Here is an 18,241-nt window from a genome sequence, read left to right on the forward strand (position 1 = left end):
CTATCACACCCAATAAATCATTTGAAATCAAATGGCTATAGTTAACTGTAAGCCTGTAGTCGATTACGTGTTCTCATTACTTTTAGCTTCTCAGAGTTTTTTTTATTTAACCTGTATACCCATGGTCTCAATACAGTGGGTGTCGAAGCAGATACCAGTACACTGTACAGCTACTCTTGGCGTATACAAACACAACAAATACTTGCTGTAGCAAAACTTTATTACCGCCACGGAACTAAATTTAGGAACACTTCTTACACTACTTTTTGCGCGAACAAATGACCGAATAATCCCTGTATTGGTCTGCCAAATTCATCGTGTTGGTGCAGTAGCCCTGCAGACTCTTTATATTCCAGTATTGACCAACCACTGTCCTGATAAAAATGATACAGCTCTTCTTTTTCTGGTAAATAAGTAAATGATGCAGGTAATGAGTACAGCTCCGATTGGATGGGGAATATTAGAAAATGGAACCCTTGCCTCAGCGTTGCTTGTTGTAACTCATGGAGCAAAGAAGGAATCCGTTCGGGTTTTAAAAACTGTAACGTGACGGTTGAAAGTACGAAATGATATTGTTCTTTTTTAAGAGGCAAAGGCTCATGCAAATCATGCACTATTGTTTGCACCTGCGGTAAGTTCTCTTTTTGGGCAATTGTTGAAACCTGCTCAATAGCAGATTCATTGATATCAATGCCTGTTATCGGGTAACCCTCTCGAGCTAAAAATAAAAGATTCCTGCCGGAACCACAACCAACATCCAAGCTAATTAGTGGATCTTGAGCGTGCAAATGGGTAGCGTAAATAGAAAACAAATCATGATGAACGGCACCTAAGCCATACTTTTTACTGAAATAACGATTTGGTTTACAGTAAAACGCCAATGAGGCATTAAAAGGCTCACTAATTGGTATAATTTTATGCCACGCAGCAGGTGGAATTAGTAACTGCGGATTATTTTTATTGATTCGAGTTCGAGAAAGCTCTTCTCCGTCGCCATTCAGAAAAATAAAATCAATTTCGCCTTCATTAAGATGCAAACTTCCCCAAGTTCCTTCTTTAGTACTGTGCTTTTCAAGGAAGAATTTAAGTTTGCCATGGCTGTCTATTTGTGTCTGCTTGTAGCACACTAAATCATGATGTTTGAGATCTTTATTTTCTTTGAGGTGAGTATGAGCCATTTGTATCTCCTTAACTCCAATGCGAATTACATGATGATTCTAAAATCACTGACGCTCTTTGTCTGGAACTTTATGCCATAGACGCATGGATCTTAGCAATTGTCGTCCAATTACGTGCAGTGCCTTGTATGCCAAGTTTTTTCTCAATCAAATGATGTGTCAATTTAGAACGTCCTATCCCATCAGGATAGGTTAAATAAAGGCACTGAGAACCGGCAGTAATTTGTTCTCGCCCCTGTATACTCTTGATTAAATCTTCTAAAGCAGAGAGTGAAGGATTTTTTGCAAGCAACATCACAAGTAAATGACTTGGATTTGCAATAGCCATTTCAGAAAACGGATTGTTGTGCATGGTTTGCTCAAGAAACTCTTTTTGGCGCACAAATACAGTAACCACCAATTGTAATTGTTGATAAATAGCCGATGCAATCTGCTCCTCCAGAAGAGCCTCCGGCACACCATGCTCTACACTAAAAATAATATTTCCCGTTTGCAGAATAGTTTTTACCTGCTCAAGCCCATGATTTTCCAACAAAAGACACAAGTCCCGCATTGCGACCTTTTTGTGACCGCCTACATTAATTCCACGAATAAATGCAACATAATTCATTTTTCTATCACTTGCATCCTAAATCCAAAATTGTACCATCAAGTTTATAATCAGTAGTTACCAAATGAATGGGAGCAGCCGAGTAGTGACTTTTTTTTGATACTCAGTATATCCGGGCAAATCCCGTACAAGTATTTTTTCCTCATTCAAGATACGGGCAACTAGGAGTGCTAGGAAGGCGGGAGCCAGAAGTAGGGTCCACCATGAGCCGAGTGCCAGTGGTGTGCCAATGAAAAGAAACATGGCGCCAAGATACATCGGGTGGCGCACGCATCCATATAGGCCCGTCATAATGACTTGTTGCCCCTCCTCAACACGAATGTTGGCGGCAGCATAAGTATTCACTTTCGACACGAGATAGAAGATATAGAATGAGAATGCAACGAGCGCATCACCTATGATCGATACATACCATGGTACCAACGACCAACCAAAACGGACATCGAGCGGTGACAAGACAACAAGCGCGATACACAGAATGTAGAGAATAAAAATAATGATTTTTTGGGCGGGCTCCTTTTCATACGCGATGCCTGCCTCAGTACGACGCTTGAGAAGCGCTGGATCATATTTTGCTAGATACACGCTGTATGCGGCGGATGTAATAACAAACACTACCATGTAAAGCCAACCTTGCCAGTAGCTTAGGGTGCCAGCAGAGATAAACAGGAGCGCAAATAGAACCAGCGTCCCGAAAATTGAAGAGCGAATCAGTTGTTGGTAAAGAGCGTCCATATTTTCTTCTTTTCTTAGAAATTATCTTTTAAATTCTAAAGATTGAATTCATCTTACACTTGCGGATTATTTTAAACAACCACCAGGCCATGCTCATTAATTAAGCATTTATAGTCCGGGCTTTAAGAAGTCCAGACAAAAATTGAACCATGGATTTGCCCTGAAAAAATCCAAAATACACCCAAGATAATCTTGCAGAGCAAATTACAGGCATGATATTTAATGGATAATTAATTTCGACTCCATATCTCGAATTTTTTCGTAATCTAATAAAATTAATTCTCGGTTTCCAGCCAAACCAACAATGCCAATACTCGTTAAATAATCGACTGTTTGTGGTACGCGATCACCATTTTTAAACCAAATATGTTCATTAAGAAAGGTCGGCAATTTAGCAATATCAGCGAAAATTTCAGCATTCACTATTGTTCCTGTAGCAGGTGATTTTAAAAAAACAGGCATCACTGTTTTTTTAAATAGATATTTTTTTGTTGTAACATCACCGTCAGCATAGATCTCAACTAATTTATCCGCCTGGCTACTCCCAGTAGCCTCTCGTGCAAAGCCAACAACGGGCCCTCCGCACATCCTGGCACCAGTTTCTATAAGGCGAGGACCGTCTTTAGTGAGCATGATTTCATTATGGGCCGCGCCCCAGCAAACTCCCAAAGCATCTAATGCTTTTTGCGTATAAGCAAATAACGCTCCATACATTTCTTCGCTATAAGGCACAAACTCAACATAGTCATACACGGTTTGGCGATCGTTAAAGGATGTTTTATTATATTTAATTAAATGCGCTAAATAGTGTTTTCCATTGGCACTCACAGTACCTACAGCAAACTCCGTCCCCATAGCCTGCTCCTGGACCACAACCGTTTCATTCATTGCCCCAGTTAGTTTAGAGGGCTCAGATAAAACGCAGTTGAACGCCTTTTGCCAATCGCCTCGTGCTGGAATGTGAAAAACCTTATCACTACCAGCAGAGATTGGGGGTTTAATTATCAAAGGGGAATCAATTAATCCATTTGTCTGAATCCAAGATTCAACTTCATTTTCGGATGCGGTATTGAGTGTCTTCAAAGCCGGAACGCCTGCTTCCTGTAACGCTTTTTGCATCAGTGCTTTGTGTAATCTATTCTGTGCTTTCTTAGGATCATTGGCGAACTGAGGTGTTAACGCTATCGCTAAAGCGTCTGCGAGGGGAACCCCTTCTTCTGCGCCGGGAATAATGGCCAGTGGATCGTACTTTCTAAGCATCTCTACAAGATTAGGTTGATCTGGAATTATCTCAATAAAGTCAGTAGCTTGAATTGTTGCTCCAAAGCCACTCCAATATAGAGGTTTAAGCGTAACGGCAATAGCAGGGATTCCCCGAGCTTTAAACGCAGGAGCCAACTCGATTCCTGAGGATAACGGCTCGACAATGACAACAGGCCTATTCATGAACATACCCCTTATTCGCGTTGTGAGTTAATAGTAGCTGCCCGATTAATACGAAAAGTAATAACGTTGCGGCAGAAAAAGGAAGATAGATTTCTCTGAATCCAGACGCAATAATTAAGCCGCCAAGCAAGGTCCCCAAGGCCCCTCCCAACCCTAAGGCCGAAGAATTCATAGCAGCAAGGATGCTCCCCTGATTTTCATGTAATTCATATAAAATTTGTTGTTGGGGATTAGCAACAGCCCATCCGAAAGCACCCCACATGAAAAAAGGGATTAATCCGAAGTAAGGCACGTTCTTAGTCAATGGTATCGCAATCAGAGACAGCATGAGGCCAAATAAAATTAAAGCCATAATAACCCGGGGTTTTCGGGTTCGATCAATAAAAATTCCAACCAATGAGCTCCCTATGAAGCCTCCCAATCCCCAACTAAAAAGAGTCGTGCTTAATGAATGAGGAGAGCCTGATTGAATAAGGGTGACATACGAATATAGTCCCAAACTTGCCAGAGCTGTAAAACATGTAATGCCAATTACCGATAGCGTTTTTGGCTCAATCATAAGACGTAGCCTAACTGCAAAGGGTGGTGACTTAGGCAGTCTTATGTTGGCATTTTGCAGCGAAAAACCAATTAAGGCGATGAAGCTTAAAATAACAAGATAAACAATCGACAACTGCCAATGCAATAATGAAGAGAGGTACAGTCCAAGAGGAACGCCAAATACTACGCCCGCACTATTAGCACTCCAGAAAAAACTTAATGCGCGTCCTTGAGTAGTAGTACTGGCGAAATAAACACCCATGCTGATACATAACGGAGTAAAAATTCCAGCCCCAATGCCTGCAAGAGATCTGCCAATTAAAAACGGCAAGAGATGCTCAGAAAACAGGGTTACTAAATTGCCAACAATGAATACCGTAAGTGCAAGTTGAATAATACGCTTTATCGACTTATTCGCCAAAAGGATGGAAAAAATAGGCGCCGAAAGAAGATAAGTCACACTGAATAGACTCATTCCCTGACCGGTTACGGCAACAGGTTGGCCAATAGTTTGGCCTATTTGCGGAAGAAGACCGGCGATGAGGAAAGTATTGCAACCTACAGCAAACATTCCTATTGCTAAAAAAATTAAAGTGGTCAGCATAAGCTTCCCAATTCAAATAAAGACTCAATTTTATCTAGCGGTGCCGAAGATCGAATGTAGGAATCAGGTCTGACTAAAATTGCCTGATTTTTATAGACCGTACTGTTAGTCCAAAAATGCTCCTGACATTGGTTTGGATAAATGTACATGACATTTATAAACTCTGGAAGTTTTAGATCCACGTCACAAGTACCGAAAATGAGTAGGGTGAATTTCATATAATCGAGATGAGAATAAAGTCGTGTTTTGACCATGCCGTTAAAAAGCTCGAAATCAAAGATCCGCGAACCACAAAGTTCTCCTGCCCCGTAACGTACCCCCATCCCCGTGATATTCCCTGCCCGCTTTTGTACAATCTTTACGTAGTCTTGGGCATGCGTCCCATTTAGTGAATACTTAGTCGAACGGACAAGCTCACCCGCAGTATTTATCACATCATGAGCGACTGGCTTGCGTTCGTCTTCATAACTGTGTAACAGTTCTTCAGGAGCCCCGCAACGTATGACCATGTTTAACTTCCACATGAGATTAAATGCATCTGCAAGACCGGTATTAAGGCCTTGTCCACCGTTTACGGAATGAATATGGCATGCATCGCCTGCAAGAAAAATACGATCCTGCACGAAAAAACGCTCAGCAACAGATTCCTTAACTGAAAACTGTGAAAACCAGGCAATCTTTTTAAAAGATAGGGTATGCGGTTGCATTGCCCGATTAATTTTCTCAATTGCTTCATTCAAGGTGAAGTCTTGAGTGTCCATTCTTACGTAAAACCTGTCGATCTCCCCCTCTCTTGGAATCCAGGCCACATCCGATGTTTCTGCCTGAAAGACGATGATTTCAGGAACCTTGGGAAAATCGGTGGTTATAATGCCATCGATTACAGCCCAAACAATTTGCGGACGTATAATTTCAAAAGGGATTTCAAAGTGATTGCGCACAAAGGAGCGTGCACCGTCTGCACCAATGACATATCGAGACTGAATACGCTCCCCATTGGCAAGAGTTGTAAGGCAGCCTGCCTCATTAAGCTCAATGTCGACAATGACTGCTGAACGTTTTACTGCTACCGCAGACTCTTTTAGTTTCTTATCTAACAGTTTTTCTATATAGGATTGATCCAGCATAAGAAAGTGTTTATGCAAACACCCCTCCAGTTCTTCCCACCATGACGATTGTCGAGAAATGAATTTGCCATCTGCCCAAACAGAACTGGTATTGCAGGTCTTTCCTAAAGGATAGAGTTCATCAAATAAATCAACCAATTCAAGAAGCTGTAAAGTGCGTGCGTTAAACGCATCCGCTCTCCCAACTTCTAAAGGACCATCAGACTTATCGACAATCACCATCTGCAAACCACAAAGTTGTGCTAGGTAGGCACACATAAGACCGACTGGACCTGCGCCAACAATCATGATATCTGCAACCTGTACACTCATATGTACGACTCCAGACCTGGGTTAGCAAGAGGAGGATTACTCAAAACATGAACGCGCTGAATATGGCGCGGAGACTTAGAGACAAATCCTTCTCGACCATGCAATAGTGAAAAATTATCTGCAATAACGATATCTCCAGTTTGCCACTCATGGGCATAGAAATTATTCGGAGAATAAAGCGCTCTTTCTAAACTTTGATGGAAACGAGCTAACTCTTCATGGTTAATACCCGTAAATTCAAGATCGGGTGGGTTTACAAAATGACCTTTCGCTGCGGAAGGAGGCTCATTGTAACGAATTACAAAACAATCCTGTTGCGGGTGTTTCGTAATAATTGGTGATACCGTCTTACTACTATAAAACTCCATTTTTCGTTGATAAGTACCAGTCACCTTATGCCAAAGCTCTTTTAATTCAGAAGATGTATTGTTTAAAGCTAAAATGGTATTTGAAAAAGTGGTCCTTCCCCCATGTCCAGGCAAAGGTGCGTTGACACAATGAAAAATCTGGTATTCAGGAACTTGAGGTCGATACATACCATCCCAATGCAGTGGCATATAACTATTATCAAAAATGTGATCTTCCGGATCCTCTCGCTCAATTAGCTCCAGCACCTTGCCAAAAGGCCACAGACTCACTTCTCCCCATAATTCACAATAGTTAGAAAAATCCTCGGCATTGTGAAATGTAGCAAACCCTCTTAATACCACGAGTTGATTCTTTCTAAATAAACGCCGTAAGTCCTCTACATCCAGCTCGCTCACCGATATCTTTTCACATACAGCCTCTAAGAGCACACCAAATGGTTTTAGATGAGTTACTTGATAATTCATATTACACCTCCGCCATTAACTGATAATGACTGTCCCGGCCGTCTGCAGCATAAATTAATTTTGCACCTAAAGCCTCCGCTTCTGAGCGTTTCAGTAAGACATACCCTTTCTTACTTTCCACAGCAACACCATGCCAAGGGGTCATCCAGCTTTCATTTCCTACTAAACGAATTCCTAATTTTTTTGCGCCACACGTTTGGGGATGAATGGACAAGCGCACTGCCTCAGGAAAGCGCTCAGCAATTAACATGCTCCAAGCATTACTTCTTCTTATGACCTCATATGCTTTAGAGCGAGATTCTTTTTGGATGGCAGAACGACTTTTTGTTTGCCCCGCATGCATGGCGTCTTCAAATAAAAACCGCGTGATGCCACTGTACATACGATTTGCTTCTTGCTCATCAGGACTTGCTGAGGGTTTGGCGCCGTTACGAATCTTAAGCTTAAGAATCTCTAAGGACTGTCCATAGCGTTTCATAAGCTCATCACGCATTTGCACAAAGTGAAGATTCTTGTAAAAGTAATCCAGATTAAAAAGGGATATGTCTGCAAAAGACATTTCTTTTATAAGCTTCTCTAGCTCAACTTGGTAAGCCGTGACATTAGCTTCTTCCATGCCAACTACATCACTAAAAACCCTGCCATCGGAGCACAGGACAATTTTAATTCCGGGGGTATAAATTTTTTTTATGCGTTGACACAATGTTCCTAAAAAATGCAGAGAAAGTCGTTCCGCATAATCAGGTAAGGGACCCAAAACTTTTTCAGGGTTTGGGGACTTTCCGGGAAAGGCCGGTAATATAAAAGTAACCGGTTCATTCTGTTTCACCGCGGAGATGATTTTGGGCAAATACGCAGAGGCGCACTTTTGACATCCTCTATCACATAAACGAACAGCCTCTGGGACGCGACGAAAAATCATTATTTCAGCTAATATTCTTTGAGCCATTTCTAGAGAAGAGCCTTTATCTAATGAATTTTTAAGTACGTAATCTTTAGTGTCATGATTTTCGGTAATTAAAGTGAACGCTGTATTTTTCATGTTCCGTACCTCCTAAGAATAAAGAGTACAGATCTTCAACAAATCATTAAAATGATTTATTTCAATGATTGTGATAAATTTTATTTATGCCTAAATATTCAATTGATGATTTATGTCTTTATTATTGGATGATATAAAATATTTTATCGCGGCGAGTGATACGCTCAATATTACGCGGGCTTCGGAAATTATTGGGATATCGCAACCGGCGCTTAGTTACTCTATAAAAAGGCTGGAAAATAAACTTGGCGGAGCACTATTTATTCGGCTTAAAAATGGGATCCAACTGACAAAACTCGGAGAAGAGTTTAAGCAACGTTCCCATCGACTCATCTATGAATGGGAACAAGTCCAAAACATAGCCCATCCTGAATCAGGCTTTGTGCAAGGAAACTATACCATTGCCCTGCACCCATCAGTCGCTCTATACGCACTTCAGTACTTTATGCCACAACTGCAAGTTGAATATCCAAAGCTGAACTTTAATTTTATCCATGGTCATTCAAGAGAGATGACTGAAAAAGTAATTAGTTGGGAAGCGGATTTCGGTATTGTTGTTAACCCCATACAACATCCTGATCTCGTTATCATCAAACTCTCTACTGATGAAGTTTCAGTCTTTCATGCCCAGAATGCACAAAATAAGCTTATTTATGATAAAAAGCTTGCTCAATCACAATATATACTTAAAAAAATTGACAAAAAGATCGCCTTTAACGGGGTAATTAACTCTACTAGCCTTGAGGTTATCGCCAAGCTAACAGCCTTAGGTCTTGGATATGGCATTCTACCCACAAGGGTTACCCATCAATACCAACATCTTAAAAAACTAAGTAATGCGCCCATATTTAAAGATGAAATTTGTTTGGTCTACAGACCTGAAAAACATAACAATTTAGTAAGTAAAAAAATTATTCAAATGATTAGAGCATCGATAAGTAATGATAACGCCCAGATTTAAAATGCATCATGATTCATTACCTTGTAAAAGGCTGAATTTGACTATTTTACTGCACACCATCACATCATCTAATTCACTCAATAAATAGCCTGGGATTCTTTATAAAAACTGCCTGTCAAGATATAAAATCAAAATCAATGATTTCATTCACTCAAGCAAGCTACTAACATGGGATACAAATCTCCCGATATCTATATCTAGTATTCAAAATTGTTTCAGCCCAGCTCTGACTTCATTGAAAAAAAAACCCGAATTAACTATGCTTAAAATATTGACACAATTTAAGGATTTGAGATGCCCAAAGGTATTGTTCCCTTCCGCGTAGATTTTGAGAAAAATGGCGTTGGAGTTTCAACCAGAGCACAAGCAGCGCAAATTCTGGATGAAGTAGCCAGACAACATGCCAATGGAGCTAAAACGGTGGGGATCACTTATTCTGCCAATCAAGCGCAAACAGATAAAATTCAAAGTACTTACAAAAATGGCGGTTGGAAAACAGGAACTGATGGATCGAATCAAGCAGCTGTAATCTCCGAAATCGAACAACTACTCACTACGCCCAAATATCAACATTTACAGGGTGTCTACCGCACAGTTCCTATTACCACGATGAAATACGACAGCACAGGAAAGGCTGTGACAGCTAAAGATACTGACGTAGAAGAAAGCCTTAAAGGTGCTTCTAAATTTATGGATGATGGCGGTGTATTATTAGGCTGGACGAATCAAACAACCGCCCCTGGCCGGTTGGCAATTGGTGGCGGTGTAGCGTCTGGTGTGCAAACATCAGCTCAAAAGAGCATGATTAACAACTGGGTAAAGAACAATCTCTCATCGCCCACTTTAGACGATGACCTGCCAATGGCACCTCTTAAACCAACAGTATCCGAGACTTCTTCGGTACAGGCACTACAAGCTTCCGAAGAAGAAGAGGCTCAACGCAAGAAAAAAAGCATTGGTATTCAAAGTGAACAGGTTGAAGCACTGCTTGCAGCCTATAAAAAACATTGTGGGGAGCAATGGTTTAAGGATAATCCACCTGAGAAAGGTGAAGATGGTCGATTAAAACTGACTTTTAAATCAGATGAAGACATGACTGACTTTTTCAAGAAACAAGCTGAGTCAGGAAATAGTTTTATCATGGTTGATGAAAAAACCAATAAAGTCATTGCCTACTCTAATGGTGATGGAAAACTCTATAAACCAGGAAAAGATGGGCCACAAGAAATTACCGGTAAAACTTTACTGCCCAAAGCAGGTGAAATGAATGATCTTCCTGATCTTAAGGATTTTAAGATGCCCGCAAAAGCAGCAACACAAGAGTCTGTTTCCCAACCACAGTAAACATAACCAATATAGTATCCTGAAGACGTGCCTCTGCACCGAACTCTTAACCCTTTGAGGTTAAGCAAAATCTGTACGTGTTTAAAGACTTTTAGATAGCCAGCTTACGGACCAGCACCAAACATTCAAGACTTAAAACATCCAACTTTGCCGGCAAGTGTTACAAATCAAATAGAATCATTGTTTGTAGTCTCATTGTGTTAGGATGTAGTTACAAGTTCTTTGATTTATGTCAAGATTCTCTCGACACTAATTGTATTAAATAAATACGTAACTCTTTTTAAGTTTATGGATTGACTGATGATGAAATACTTAAGGAATATAGTTGTTACATTACTGTTGATAGTTTATCAAAGTGCTTTTTCAGCAGGTGGCCTGTTTTTTAATGTTTCGGCAACGGGTGAACCCGAAAATCTCAATATTACTCTATGTTTGAACGGTAAAGGACCTATATCCTGTCAGAATTATAATGTTTCTGCCTTAACATTAATCATATTTACGACAATACCCAATCACTCCTATCCATTTGCTGGGATTAAAATTAATACCCCAGGTTATGTGTTGTCTGGTTGTACAGCAATCAATAATGGTTATTGTCTATTCACAGTAAGCGATAAAGCTGCGGCAAATATTGAGATAAAGCAGAACAATAATGCCCCATGGTATCCCTCTTTAGAAGCGTTTGAGCATTATAATTCTGGCCGTTCTCATGTATTTTCACAGGCCCGCTTTGGTGGTTCAATGAATGGAAATAATGTAGTCAATACCCTCAATTCCGCCACAAACTATCCTTCTGGATATAACATGTCTTATCTTAATTCCAATTATGCTTTCATCTATGGTGGCGGTTATGGTGATGTCCCTGGCTCGATTGGTGCCTATGTAGCTCGAGTAAATCCCGCCACACTTCAACCTATTTGGTATAATCAGTTAATTAATACATATGAAAATGGAGAATGGGATTATCCCGGTTCCTTAGGCATTTTAAATGATGGATATCTTTATGTAAGCTACGGTTACCGATTAGCAAAACTTAATCCGGAAACGGGACAAGTCATTACAACATTAGTACTTCCGACTGGACATGGACTTCCTAAAAACACTTCATTCAATGGTTTCAATGCTACGGCAGATGGAACTATTATCATGAAATCAGTATACCGCCAAGCAGGTTGTACTGTTCAAGGTCCTGACGCTTTATTGCACTGCCCAGATCCAACGGATGTGCCACCTTCGATTTTAATTTCAGTTAACCCAAAAACCATGCGGGTAATTGATAACATCACTCTGCCAGCCCCTGTAGGTGCAAGACCAACGGTGACTCAATATAAGAATAAAAATTATGTTTATTTACTTGAAGCGACAACAGCTATTCGCTATATAGTAGAAAATGGTATCTTCATACAAGATAATTCATGGAATCCTGGCACAATCACATTGCCCGGCCAAACGCTGTGTACTTCGTTTGTGGTGATAAATGATTGGGTCGTAGCACAAACTAATACGCTCCCTTCAGCAACAGCACTGAGTGTAATTAGCATTAACCAAAATAATGCAGCGAATCAGTTTTCTATTCAGCCATTTTTAGGAGATTCTATCCCATTGGAGATTAGAGAAGCATTTTCTACTGCTACTGCGGATATGGGACAAGCGATAAGCTGGGCACCTATGTCTGTTTCTGGTGATCCTACTACTAACTTGATTTACGCAAGTGATTCTTTACCAGGAAAAATTGCTGCCATTAAAATTTCTGAAAGCGGGTTAAATATAATTTGGACCGCTAATCAAAGAACCACTGAATTCACAACCCTTATTAATCCCCAAGAAAGTCGCGTATTGGTTGGCACCGATATTCCTAGTGGAGAAATTCCTGGTAACAATCACAATGATTTCGCAGTGTGGAGAAATGCGCTAACTGGCGTGGAAATCGCGCGCTCACCATTACTTCCGGCAATGACTCAAGGTACTATGATCCAACCGTATTACTTTGGCGCCATGTTTTTCGAAGGACAATCAGGGACGTTGATCAAGCTATCACCATTATCAGCAAACTCCTCCCAAAAAGGATAAGCAAGCAGACTACGCTGCTCATTCAAGTGCGAGCCGTCACTAGGGGCCAGTTATTATTGGTGCTACTTTTAGCACCAGTTAAATTTAGTGCGGTGCGTTAGAAGAGGTTTGCTCTTTTTTTTCTGGCTCTTTCTCCAGTTCGCTGCCTTTCGCACTTCTTATACCTTCTTTAAAATGGGCTATTTCATGTGTATGTGCCATCTGATATGGCTCATAAGATTTATATTTTTCTAACGTCACCGCACTTTTACACCCTATTGCTTGATAACCTTGTGGAGCTGGTACAGGTTCACCTTCGTAGCCTTTGTGTTTTAAAGCAGCGAAAAGGCTATCTGTTGCAGACTGTCCTGCTAATTGAAACATAACACCTGTGTGCCTAACAGTCCTATCTTCTTTCATAGACCCATCTCTGAATTGAGCAGTTCTTCCTTGTATTAAGTCATCTTTTACACTTAATTTTTCTGCCCCATCCTGTATTTCAGTAGTATCATGAGTATAGTGCGCTTTTAAATATGGCTTGAGATCCTTAAGTTCTGTTTCTTTCCAAACCCATTTGTGATGCCCTTTGTCATCTAGATTGGGGACTAATGCCCCACCTTTTTCTGCGATAAGGTCTGGTGCAAGTGTAAAGAATGTTTCTTTATATGCATTTCCTTTTTTCTTTACTACAGATAAAACACCGGTATAACTTGTTTCTCTAATAAACCATCCCCCCTCTTTCATGTGTTGCAAAGTCTGGATGAACATGGGTTTCTGTTTGGGATTATTGGGGCTAATGCTCCAAATTATAGGTTTATTAGGCTCTTTTTCTTTAGGTTCATACATGATATTTCCCCAAAACAACTATAATATTCATTTTAGCATATTGGGTACTTTTTGTTTTTCCGTACAGTCCATAACCAGTAAGCCTAGTTGCTCTTTTGGACATGACCTCAAAAGTATCCTAAGATTCGTTAGAGATGTATAAAAATGGCAAATTAAGTTTGAGTTGATAAATAATTCCAGAATCTCTATGGTTTTCGACTAATTAACGAATTAATTATTATTAAATAGATAACACCTATCGAAGCCGCAGTGGTTATTATTTAATAAAATTTCATAAGAATGGGTTTACGGATTTTTTTAATGAATAATCATGTTCTGGACGCTGAAAAAACACCCTTTTTGAGTTTAAGACAAGAGCTTATTTGTCACATTTTATTAGTATTAATTCCTTTTGTTTTAATATCTATATTAGTAATGCATTTTACTGATAATCATTTTATTTATACTTTAGATGACCCATATATCCATTTGACTCTAGCTAAAAATATTTGGCATGGATTTTATGGCATTAATATAGGTGAAGTATCTGCCCCATCATCAAGTATCCTGTGGCCCTTTTTATTATCACCGTTCTCTATCTTTGGCAGTTATTTTGAATTTGTTCCATTATTTATCAATTTATTATGCCTGGCTGGATTAGTGCATTTATTATTGTTGATTTTTAAAGACATACCGATTAAGTCGCGGGTTTTATTAATTTTTATAATTTTGCTTTCAATTAATGGTTATGGACTTGTTTTTACTGGTATGGAACATAATTTACAAATTTTCTTAATCGTATTAGGTGTCTACCCTCTATATAAAGAAAAATGGTGCATTCAAACCAGCGCCCCCCCCAATTATCAGATGATTGCTTTGGTGGTATTGCCTATGGTGCGTTATGAAGGTTTAGCGATATCAATTCCTATATTATGTTATCTTTTCTATAAAGGTTATCGCTTAAAGGCTTCTATTGGGCTGATATCGATTTTATTTATTCTCGGTTTGTTTAGTACTTTTTTATATTACCAAGGATTGGGTTTGCTACCCAGCTCAATTACTGCGAAATACATTCCAATCGTTAGTAACTTAAAAGTAAACGTACGGCAATATATTTACTTATTGTTAGTCATCGTAGCCATAGAAATAATTTTATGGAAAAAAGATCCGCAACTTGCTTTAGTTGTTTTTTTTACTAGCATGCTGCATTTTTTATTTGGCCACTTTGGCGGGTTTGGAAGATATGAAGCTTATTTTGTTTTATTTATTGTTATCTTAGCAGTACGCTTGCTAATTGACCTTGATTTGCCAATCTTTCCAACAGTCTTTGCATTACCCGTTATTTGTTATTCTCTCTTCCTCATTAATTTTTTAATCCCTCTTGCATCTGCAAATATTTTCTATCAACAAGTGCAAATGGCTAATATTTTCCGTTTGTTAAATGACCCAGTTGCAGTCAATGACGTAGGTTTAATCTCCTTTCGTAGCCATGGAAAATATGTACTTGACCTTTATGGTTTGGGCTCAACTGCATCGCAAAAAAGTCGTATTGCACAACTCAATCGTGCAAGCTCAGATTGGATAAGTGACTTGATGAGCAAAGAAAATGTTAAATATGCCTTTATCTTTGATCAGTGGTTTCCATACAAACCAAGTTCTTGGATTAAAGTTGGGAAACTCAAAGTAAAGGTTATGCGCGTGGTGATAACCTTTGCTACCGTTACCATGTATGCAGTGGACCCCATTCACGCCCAAAAATTATTTGCCGCACTAAAATCATATGAACCCTATATCAACAAAGATAAAGTTGAACTTATTATCTACTTTGGGGAAGGACCGGGTCCGGTCCGCCCCCATCTCAGAAAGAGTGAACTACATTCATGGAAACGTTATTAGATAATGTTAAATTGCTAAAGCAGATTATGAAAATTCAAACTGTTTTTGCCAGTGCACACCTTGATCAGCGGGTTTTTATACAACTTGCCGTGAATGAAGTACATAAGATCACCCCGGCGACCGAAACAGTAGTGGAGTTAGTCCAAGGGAGTTTCATGGTTTATAAGGCAATGACTGGAACCGTTACTGATTATCATGAGCTAAAATTGCCTATTGAAAAGAGTATTTCAGGACGCTGTATTCTCACTAATCAAGTGTTAATCTCTCACGATAAAGAATGTATTTTTAGACGCAATAATTTAAAAGGTGCTTAGATGAACATTACGGAAATTCATATTGCGCAATTAACGATTCCATTAATTCGTCCATTTATAACGGCCGTAAGACGCACTGAATGCGTTGAGGATGTGGTCATCATAATTAAAACGGATAGTGGCAATCTAGGTTATGGTTCCGCAGCGTCAACTCCAGCCATCACTGGCGACAATACGGAATCGATTATCAATGCAGTTAAAGCCATTCTGGGGCCACAGTTAATTGGACGCAGTATTTCTGAACTGAATGTATTGCTCCAAATGAATAACCAAGCCATCGCAGGTAATACTTCTGCAAAGGCGGCCATTGATATGGCATTGCATGATTTGTTTGCCCAATACTGTGGTTTACCTCTTTATAAATTGCTGGGAGGGAATACGAACAGTATTAGTTCGTGTATTACTATAAGCGTTAAAGAGATTGATGCAATGGTGCAGGATGCAGTTGAGCTGGCCAATCAAGGACACCAAACCATTAAAATAAAATTAGGCTTAAATCCAATTGAAGACATCCAACGCGTCCAAGCAATTCGCCGCGCAGTAGGCAATTCCATCACCTTACTTGTAGATGCCAATCAAGGATGGTCTTATGATGAAACCTTAAAGGTTATTGATGCTTTGCAACAACAGCATTTGCATATTCCGATGATCGAACAACCTATTAACGCACGGGATCTACCGCACTTAAAGACTATTAGCGAACAAGTTGAATGTCTCATCATTGCCGACGAGGCTTGTTTTTCCCCTGAGGATACACTGAATATTGCCAAAATTAATGCCTGTGATGGTGTCAATATTAAGTTGATGAAATCGGGGGGCCTTGAGAATGCTCAGGCCATTTATCATATTGCTAAAGCCGCACACATGAAAATAATGGTCGGTTGTATGTTGGAATCGCCAATTGGGGTTGCTGCAATAGCCAGTTTTGCTGTAAGTAAGCCAGATATTGCCTACGCAGACCTTGATCCTATTTACTTGATTCGTGACAATTATATTTCTGGTGGGGCACAACGTCTTGGCAATAAAATCATCTTGTCAGACAAACCAGGCTTAGGAATTGAAGGCATTGCCCAGGGATTAAATAAGATTGGAGTGATCCATTAATGTCTTTTTACATGCAGTTAGCCAGTTTAGTCATTATTGTTCTTTATGTCGTGATGTTATTTCGCAATGTTGATCCTTTAATCGCGACGGCACTCTGTGTTGGCCTAGGCTATTTGTGGAATCTAAGCAGCCCCATTGCCATCGGCAATTCTATGGCTGCAGCTTTAGGCTCATTCATGGCCTTAGTTGGTTTTATTATCATGTTAGGCCATGGCTTAGGTGAGGTCTTAACGCATACCCAAGTCAGTCATACCTTGGTGCACCAAATTGTTTATGGGATTGGGGTTAATACACAACGACGAGCTAAAATTGGCATAGTACTTTCGTCGTTTGTCATTGTCGGTTTGCTTGGCACCTTGGCTGGAGGATTGGCTATTTTAGCACCTAGCTTACGCCCTATTGCAGGTTCAGTGGGGCTCTCACGCCCAAGTTTGGCGGTGTTAATGCAGGCTTCGGCTGAAGAAGCTTTAATTATTGGGCCTTTTGCGCCGCCAGTAGTGGCTTTACTGGGCATTACCGGACTAAATTATCAGTCTGTCCTTTTATATGCATCTCTCCCAGTAGCCATAATTACTTTAATGACTACATGGGTTATGGCTAACCAATTACAGCGACAATATGCACATGAGTCTTGCGAAGACGAGGACACCTCAGAGCCATTTGTTCCCAATAAACAGCAAAAGCGCGCCACATTACTTTTTTTGCTCTCCTTTATGGCGTGCATCGTCTATGGTTTATTGACTCAGGCCAAAACCTCCTACGTTATTTTTGTTATGTTATTGCTCGCGCTGCTTACTGGATTAGCGAGTAAATTAAGCTTAAAACAAATTTTTAAATTGTTAGTTGAAGGAATGCGCAAAAGCCTGCATCTCTTCTTTTTGTTTATTTTGTTTGATCCTTTTATGGTTTTGATTCATCAGGCAGGGGGATTTAATGCCTTAACCGAACTATTAACCCCATTAATTAATTTAGGTGGCAAACCTGTATTGTCGATGTTAATTGGCTTCACTGGAGCGTTTGGCATGCCAGGCGCTGCTGAAGCAACCATTAAAATGTTACATCAGCTTTTTTCGTCTAGTGTAGTGCAGATGCAATTGCCGATGATAACGTTTGCGTTATGCATGATCTTCGCAACCCGTGTTACTAATTATGCCTATCCAGGAGCGAATATGTTTGCAGCCATGGGTTTTGCTGGCAGCGAAAATGTTAAAGCAATGATACAAAACGGACTCGCCGTGACTGCCGTACAAGTCTTATTTCTCGTTATATATAGTTTATTTCTATAATTCTGAGCCGATGTCAGCATAAGAGTAGAGTCTGT

General features: G+C 39.9%; 16 protein-coding genes. 7 read left to right on the forward strand and 9 right to left on the reverse strand.

The genetic code is table 11. From position 1 onward, the window contains the following. Positions 1–254 precede the first annotated feature (254 nt). The 8 genes from tehB to Lste_RS12205 form a co-directional block, all read right to left on the reverse strand. Positions 255–1,178: an SAM-dependent methyltransferase TehB gene (tehB, locus tag Lste_RS12170; protein ID WP_058511196.1), complete on the reverse strand. Its 924-nt coding sequence runs from the start codon at positions 1,176–1,178 to the stop codon at positions 255–257. A 70-nt stretch (positions 1,179–1,248) separates the two neighbouring features. Continuing rightward, on the reverse strand, positions 1,249–1,788 hold the full coding sequence (locus Lste_RS12175) for a DUF1697 domain-containing protein (RefSeq protein ID WP_058511197.1): 540 nt from the start codon (positions 1,786–1,788) through the stop codon (positions 1,249–1,251). Between the two features lie 57 nt (positions 1,789–1,845). Beyond that, the gene (locus Lste_RS12180; RefSeq protein ID WP_058511198.1) at positions 1,846–2,523 is read right to left on the reverse strand and encodes a methyltransferase family protein; all 678 of its coding nucleotides are present in this window, start codon (positions 2,521–2,523) and stop codon (positions 1,846–1,848) included. Between the two features lie 219 nt (positions 2,524–2,742). Further along, complete coding sequence (locus Lste_RS12185; protein ID WP_058511199.1) at positions 2,743–3,969, reverse strand: ATP-grasp domain-containing protein; 1,227 nt, start codon at positions 3,967–3,969, stop codon at positions 2,743–2,745. Further along, positions 3,962–5,113 (reverse strand): MFS transporter, encoded by a 1,152-nt coding sequence (locus tag Lste_RS12190; RefSeq protein WP_058511200.1) that lies wholly within the window; start codon positions 5,111–5,113, stop codon positions 3,962–3,964. The genes Lste_RS12185 and Lste_RS12190 overlap by 8 nt, the downstream gene beginning before the upstream one ends. After that, on the reverse strand, positions 5,107–6,552 hold the full coding sequence (locus Lste_RS12195) for an FAD-binding protein (RefSeq protein WP_058511201.1): 1,446 nt from the start codon (positions 6,550–6,552) through the stop codon (positions 5,107–5,109). Before Lste_RS12195 ends, Lste_RS12190 begins: the two co-directional genes overlap by 7 nt. Beyond that, positions 6,549–7,385: a TauD/TfdA dioxygenase family protein gene (locus Lste_RS12200; protein ID WP_058511202.1), complete on the reverse strand. Its 837-nt coding sequence runs from the start codon at positions 7,383–7,385 to the stop codon at positions 6,549–6,551. Before Lste_RS12200 ends, Lste_RS12195 begins: the two co-directional genes overlap by 4 nt. 1 nt (position 7,386) lies before the next feature. Next, a complete protein-coding gene (locus Lste_RS12205) occupies positions 7,387–8,427 on the reverse strand; it encodes an L-tyrosine/L-tryptophan isonitrile synthase family protein (RefSeq protein WP_058511203.1) in 1,041 nt (346 codons plus the stop codon). A gap of 112 nt (positions 8,428–8,539) precedes the next feature. On the opposite strand from Lste_RS12205, the gene Lste_RS12210 reads away from it, so the two are divergent. From Lste_RS12210 to Lste_RS12220, 3 genes are all read left to right on the forward strand, one after another. Next, complete coding sequence (locus tag Lste_RS12210; protein ID WP_058511204.1) at positions 8,540–9,388, forward strand: LysR family transcriptional regulator; 849 nt, start codon at positions 8,540–8,542, stop codon at positions 9,386–9,388. A gap of 294 nt (positions 9,389–9,682) precedes the next feature. Next, positions 9,683–10,732: a hypothetical protein gene (locus Lste_RS12215; protein WP_058511205.1), complete on the forward strand. Its 1,050-nt coding sequence runs from the start codon at positions 9,683–9,685 to the stop codon at positions 10,730–10,732. A gap of 300 nt (positions 10,733–11,032) precedes the next feature. Next, positions 11,033–12,802 carry an SMP-30/gluconolactonase/LRE family protein gene (locus Lste_RS12220; RefSeq protein WP_058511206.1) on the forward strand — a complete coding sequence of 590 codons (1,770 nt, stop codon included), beginning with the start codon at positions 11,033–11,035 and terminating at the stop codon, positions 12,800–12,802. An 84-nt stretch (positions 12,803–12,886) separates the two neighbouring features. On the opposite strand, the gene Lste_RS12225 is transcribed toward Lste_RS12220, so the two are convergent. Beyond that, complete coding sequence (locus Lste_RS12225) at positions 12,887–13,627, reverse strand: hypothetical protein (protein WP_058511207.1); 741 nt, start codon at positions 13,625–13,627, stop codon at positions 12,887–12,889. Between the two features lie 300 nt (positions 13,628–13,927). Between Lste_RS12225 and Lste_RS12230 the strand changes: the two genes are divergently transcribed. The 4 genes from Lste_RS12230 to Lste_RS12245 are packed head-to-tail and all read left to right on the forward strand — an operon-like array spanning position 13,928 to position 18,206. Further along, positions 13,928–15,502, forward strand: coding sequence for a hypothetical protein (locus Lste_RS12230; protein ID WP_058511208.1), 1,575 nt, complete (start codon positions 13,928–13,930; stop codon positions 15,500–15,502). Continuing rightward, complete coding sequence (locus tag Lste_RS12235; protein ID WP_058511209.1) at positions 15,487–15,816, forward strand: hypothetical protein; 330 nt, start codon at positions 15,487–15,489, stop codon at positions 15,814–15,816. Before Lste_RS12230 ends, Lste_RS12235 begins: the two co-directional genes overlap by 16 nt. Continuing rightward, positions 15,817–16,920 (forward strand): dipeptide epimerase, encoded by a 1,104-nt coding sequence (locus Lste_RS12240; RefSeq protein ID WP_058511210.1) that lies wholly within the window; start codon positions 15,817–15,819, stop codon positions 16,918–16,920. Next, positions 16,920–18,206 carry a TRAP transporter large permease subunit gene (locus tag Lste_RS12245; RefSeq protein WP_058511211.1) on the forward strand — a complete coding sequence of 429 codons (1,287 nt, stop codon included), beginning with the start codon at positions 16,920–16,922 and terminating at the stop codon, positions 18,204–18,206. Before Lste_RS12240 ends, Lste_RS12245 begins: the two co-directional genes overlap by 1 nt. Positions 18,207–18,241 lie beyond the last annotated feature (35 nt).

This window comes from Legionella steelei, assembly GCF_001468005.1.
GTDB lineage: Bacteria > Pseudomonadota > Gammaproteobacteria > Legionellales > Legionellaceae > Legionella > Legionella steelei.

Excerpts from the sequence above, each read along its gene's own strand:
- tehB (WP_058511196.1), bottom strand. The coding sequence starts at position 1,178 with ATGGCTCATACTCACCTCAAAGAAAATAAAGATCTCAAACATCATGAT.
- Lste_RS12175 (WP_058511197.1), bottom strand. The coding sequence starts at position 1,788 with ATGAATTATGTTGCATTTATTCGTGGAATTAATGTAGGCGGTCACAAA.
- Lste_RS12180 (WP_058511198.1), bottom strand. The coding sequence starts at position 2,523 with ATGGACGCTCTTTACCAACAACTGATTCGCTCTTCAATTTTCGGGACG.
- Lste_RS12185 (WP_058511199.1), bottom strand. The coding sequence starts at position 3,969 with ATGAATAGGCCTGTTGTCATTGTCGAGCCGTTATCCTCAGGAATCGAG.
- Lste_RS12190 (WP_058511200.1), bottom strand. The coding sequence starts at position 5,113 with ATGCTGACCACTTTAATTTTTTTAGCAATAGGAATGTTTGCTGTAGGT.
- Lste_RS12195 (WP_058511201.1), bottom strand. The coding sequence starts at position 6,552 with ATGAGTGTACAGGTTGCAGATATCATGATTGTTGGCGCAGGTCCAGTC.
- Lste_RS12200 (WP_058511202.1), bottom strand. The coding sequence starts at position 7,385 with ATGAATTATCAAGTAACTCATCTAAAACCATTTGGTGTGCTCTTAGAG.
- Lste_RS12205 (WP_058511203.1), bottom strand. The coding sequence starts at position 8,427 with ATGAAAAATACAGCGTTCACTTTAATTACCGAAAATCATGACACTAAA.
- Lste_RS12210 (WP_058511204.1), top strand. The coding sequence starts at position 8,540 with ATGTCTTTATTATTGGATGATATAAAATATTTTATCGCGGCGAGTGAT.
- Lste_RS12215 (WP_058511205.1), top strand. The coding sequence starts at position 9,683 with ATGCCCAAAGGTATTGTTCCCTTCCGCGTAGATTTTGAGAAAAATGGC.
- Lste_RS12220 (WP_058511206.1), top strand. The coding sequence starts at position 11,033 with ATGATGAAATACTTAAGGAATATAGTTGTTACATTACTGTTGATAGTT.
- Lste_RS12225 (WP_058511207.1), bottom strand. The coding sequence starts at position 13,627 with ATGTATGAACCTAAAGAAAAAGAGCCTAATAAACCTATAATTTGGAGC.
- Lste_RS12230 (WP_058511208.1), top strand. The coding sequence starts at position 13,928 with ATGAATAATCATGTTCTGGACGCTGAAAAAACACCCTTTTTGAGTTTA.
- Lste_RS12235 (WP_058511209.1), top strand. The coding sequence starts at position 15,487 with ATGGAAACGTTATTAGATAATGTTAAATTGCTAAAGCAGATTATGAAA.
- Lste_RS12240 (WP_058511210.1), top strand. The coding sequence starts at position 15,817 with ATGAACATTACGGAAATTCATATTGCGCAATTAACGATTCCATTAATT.
- Lste_RS12245 (WP_058511211.1), top strand. The coding sequence starts at position 16,920 with ATGTCTTTTTACATGCAGTTAGCCAGTTTAGTCATTATTGTTCTTTAT.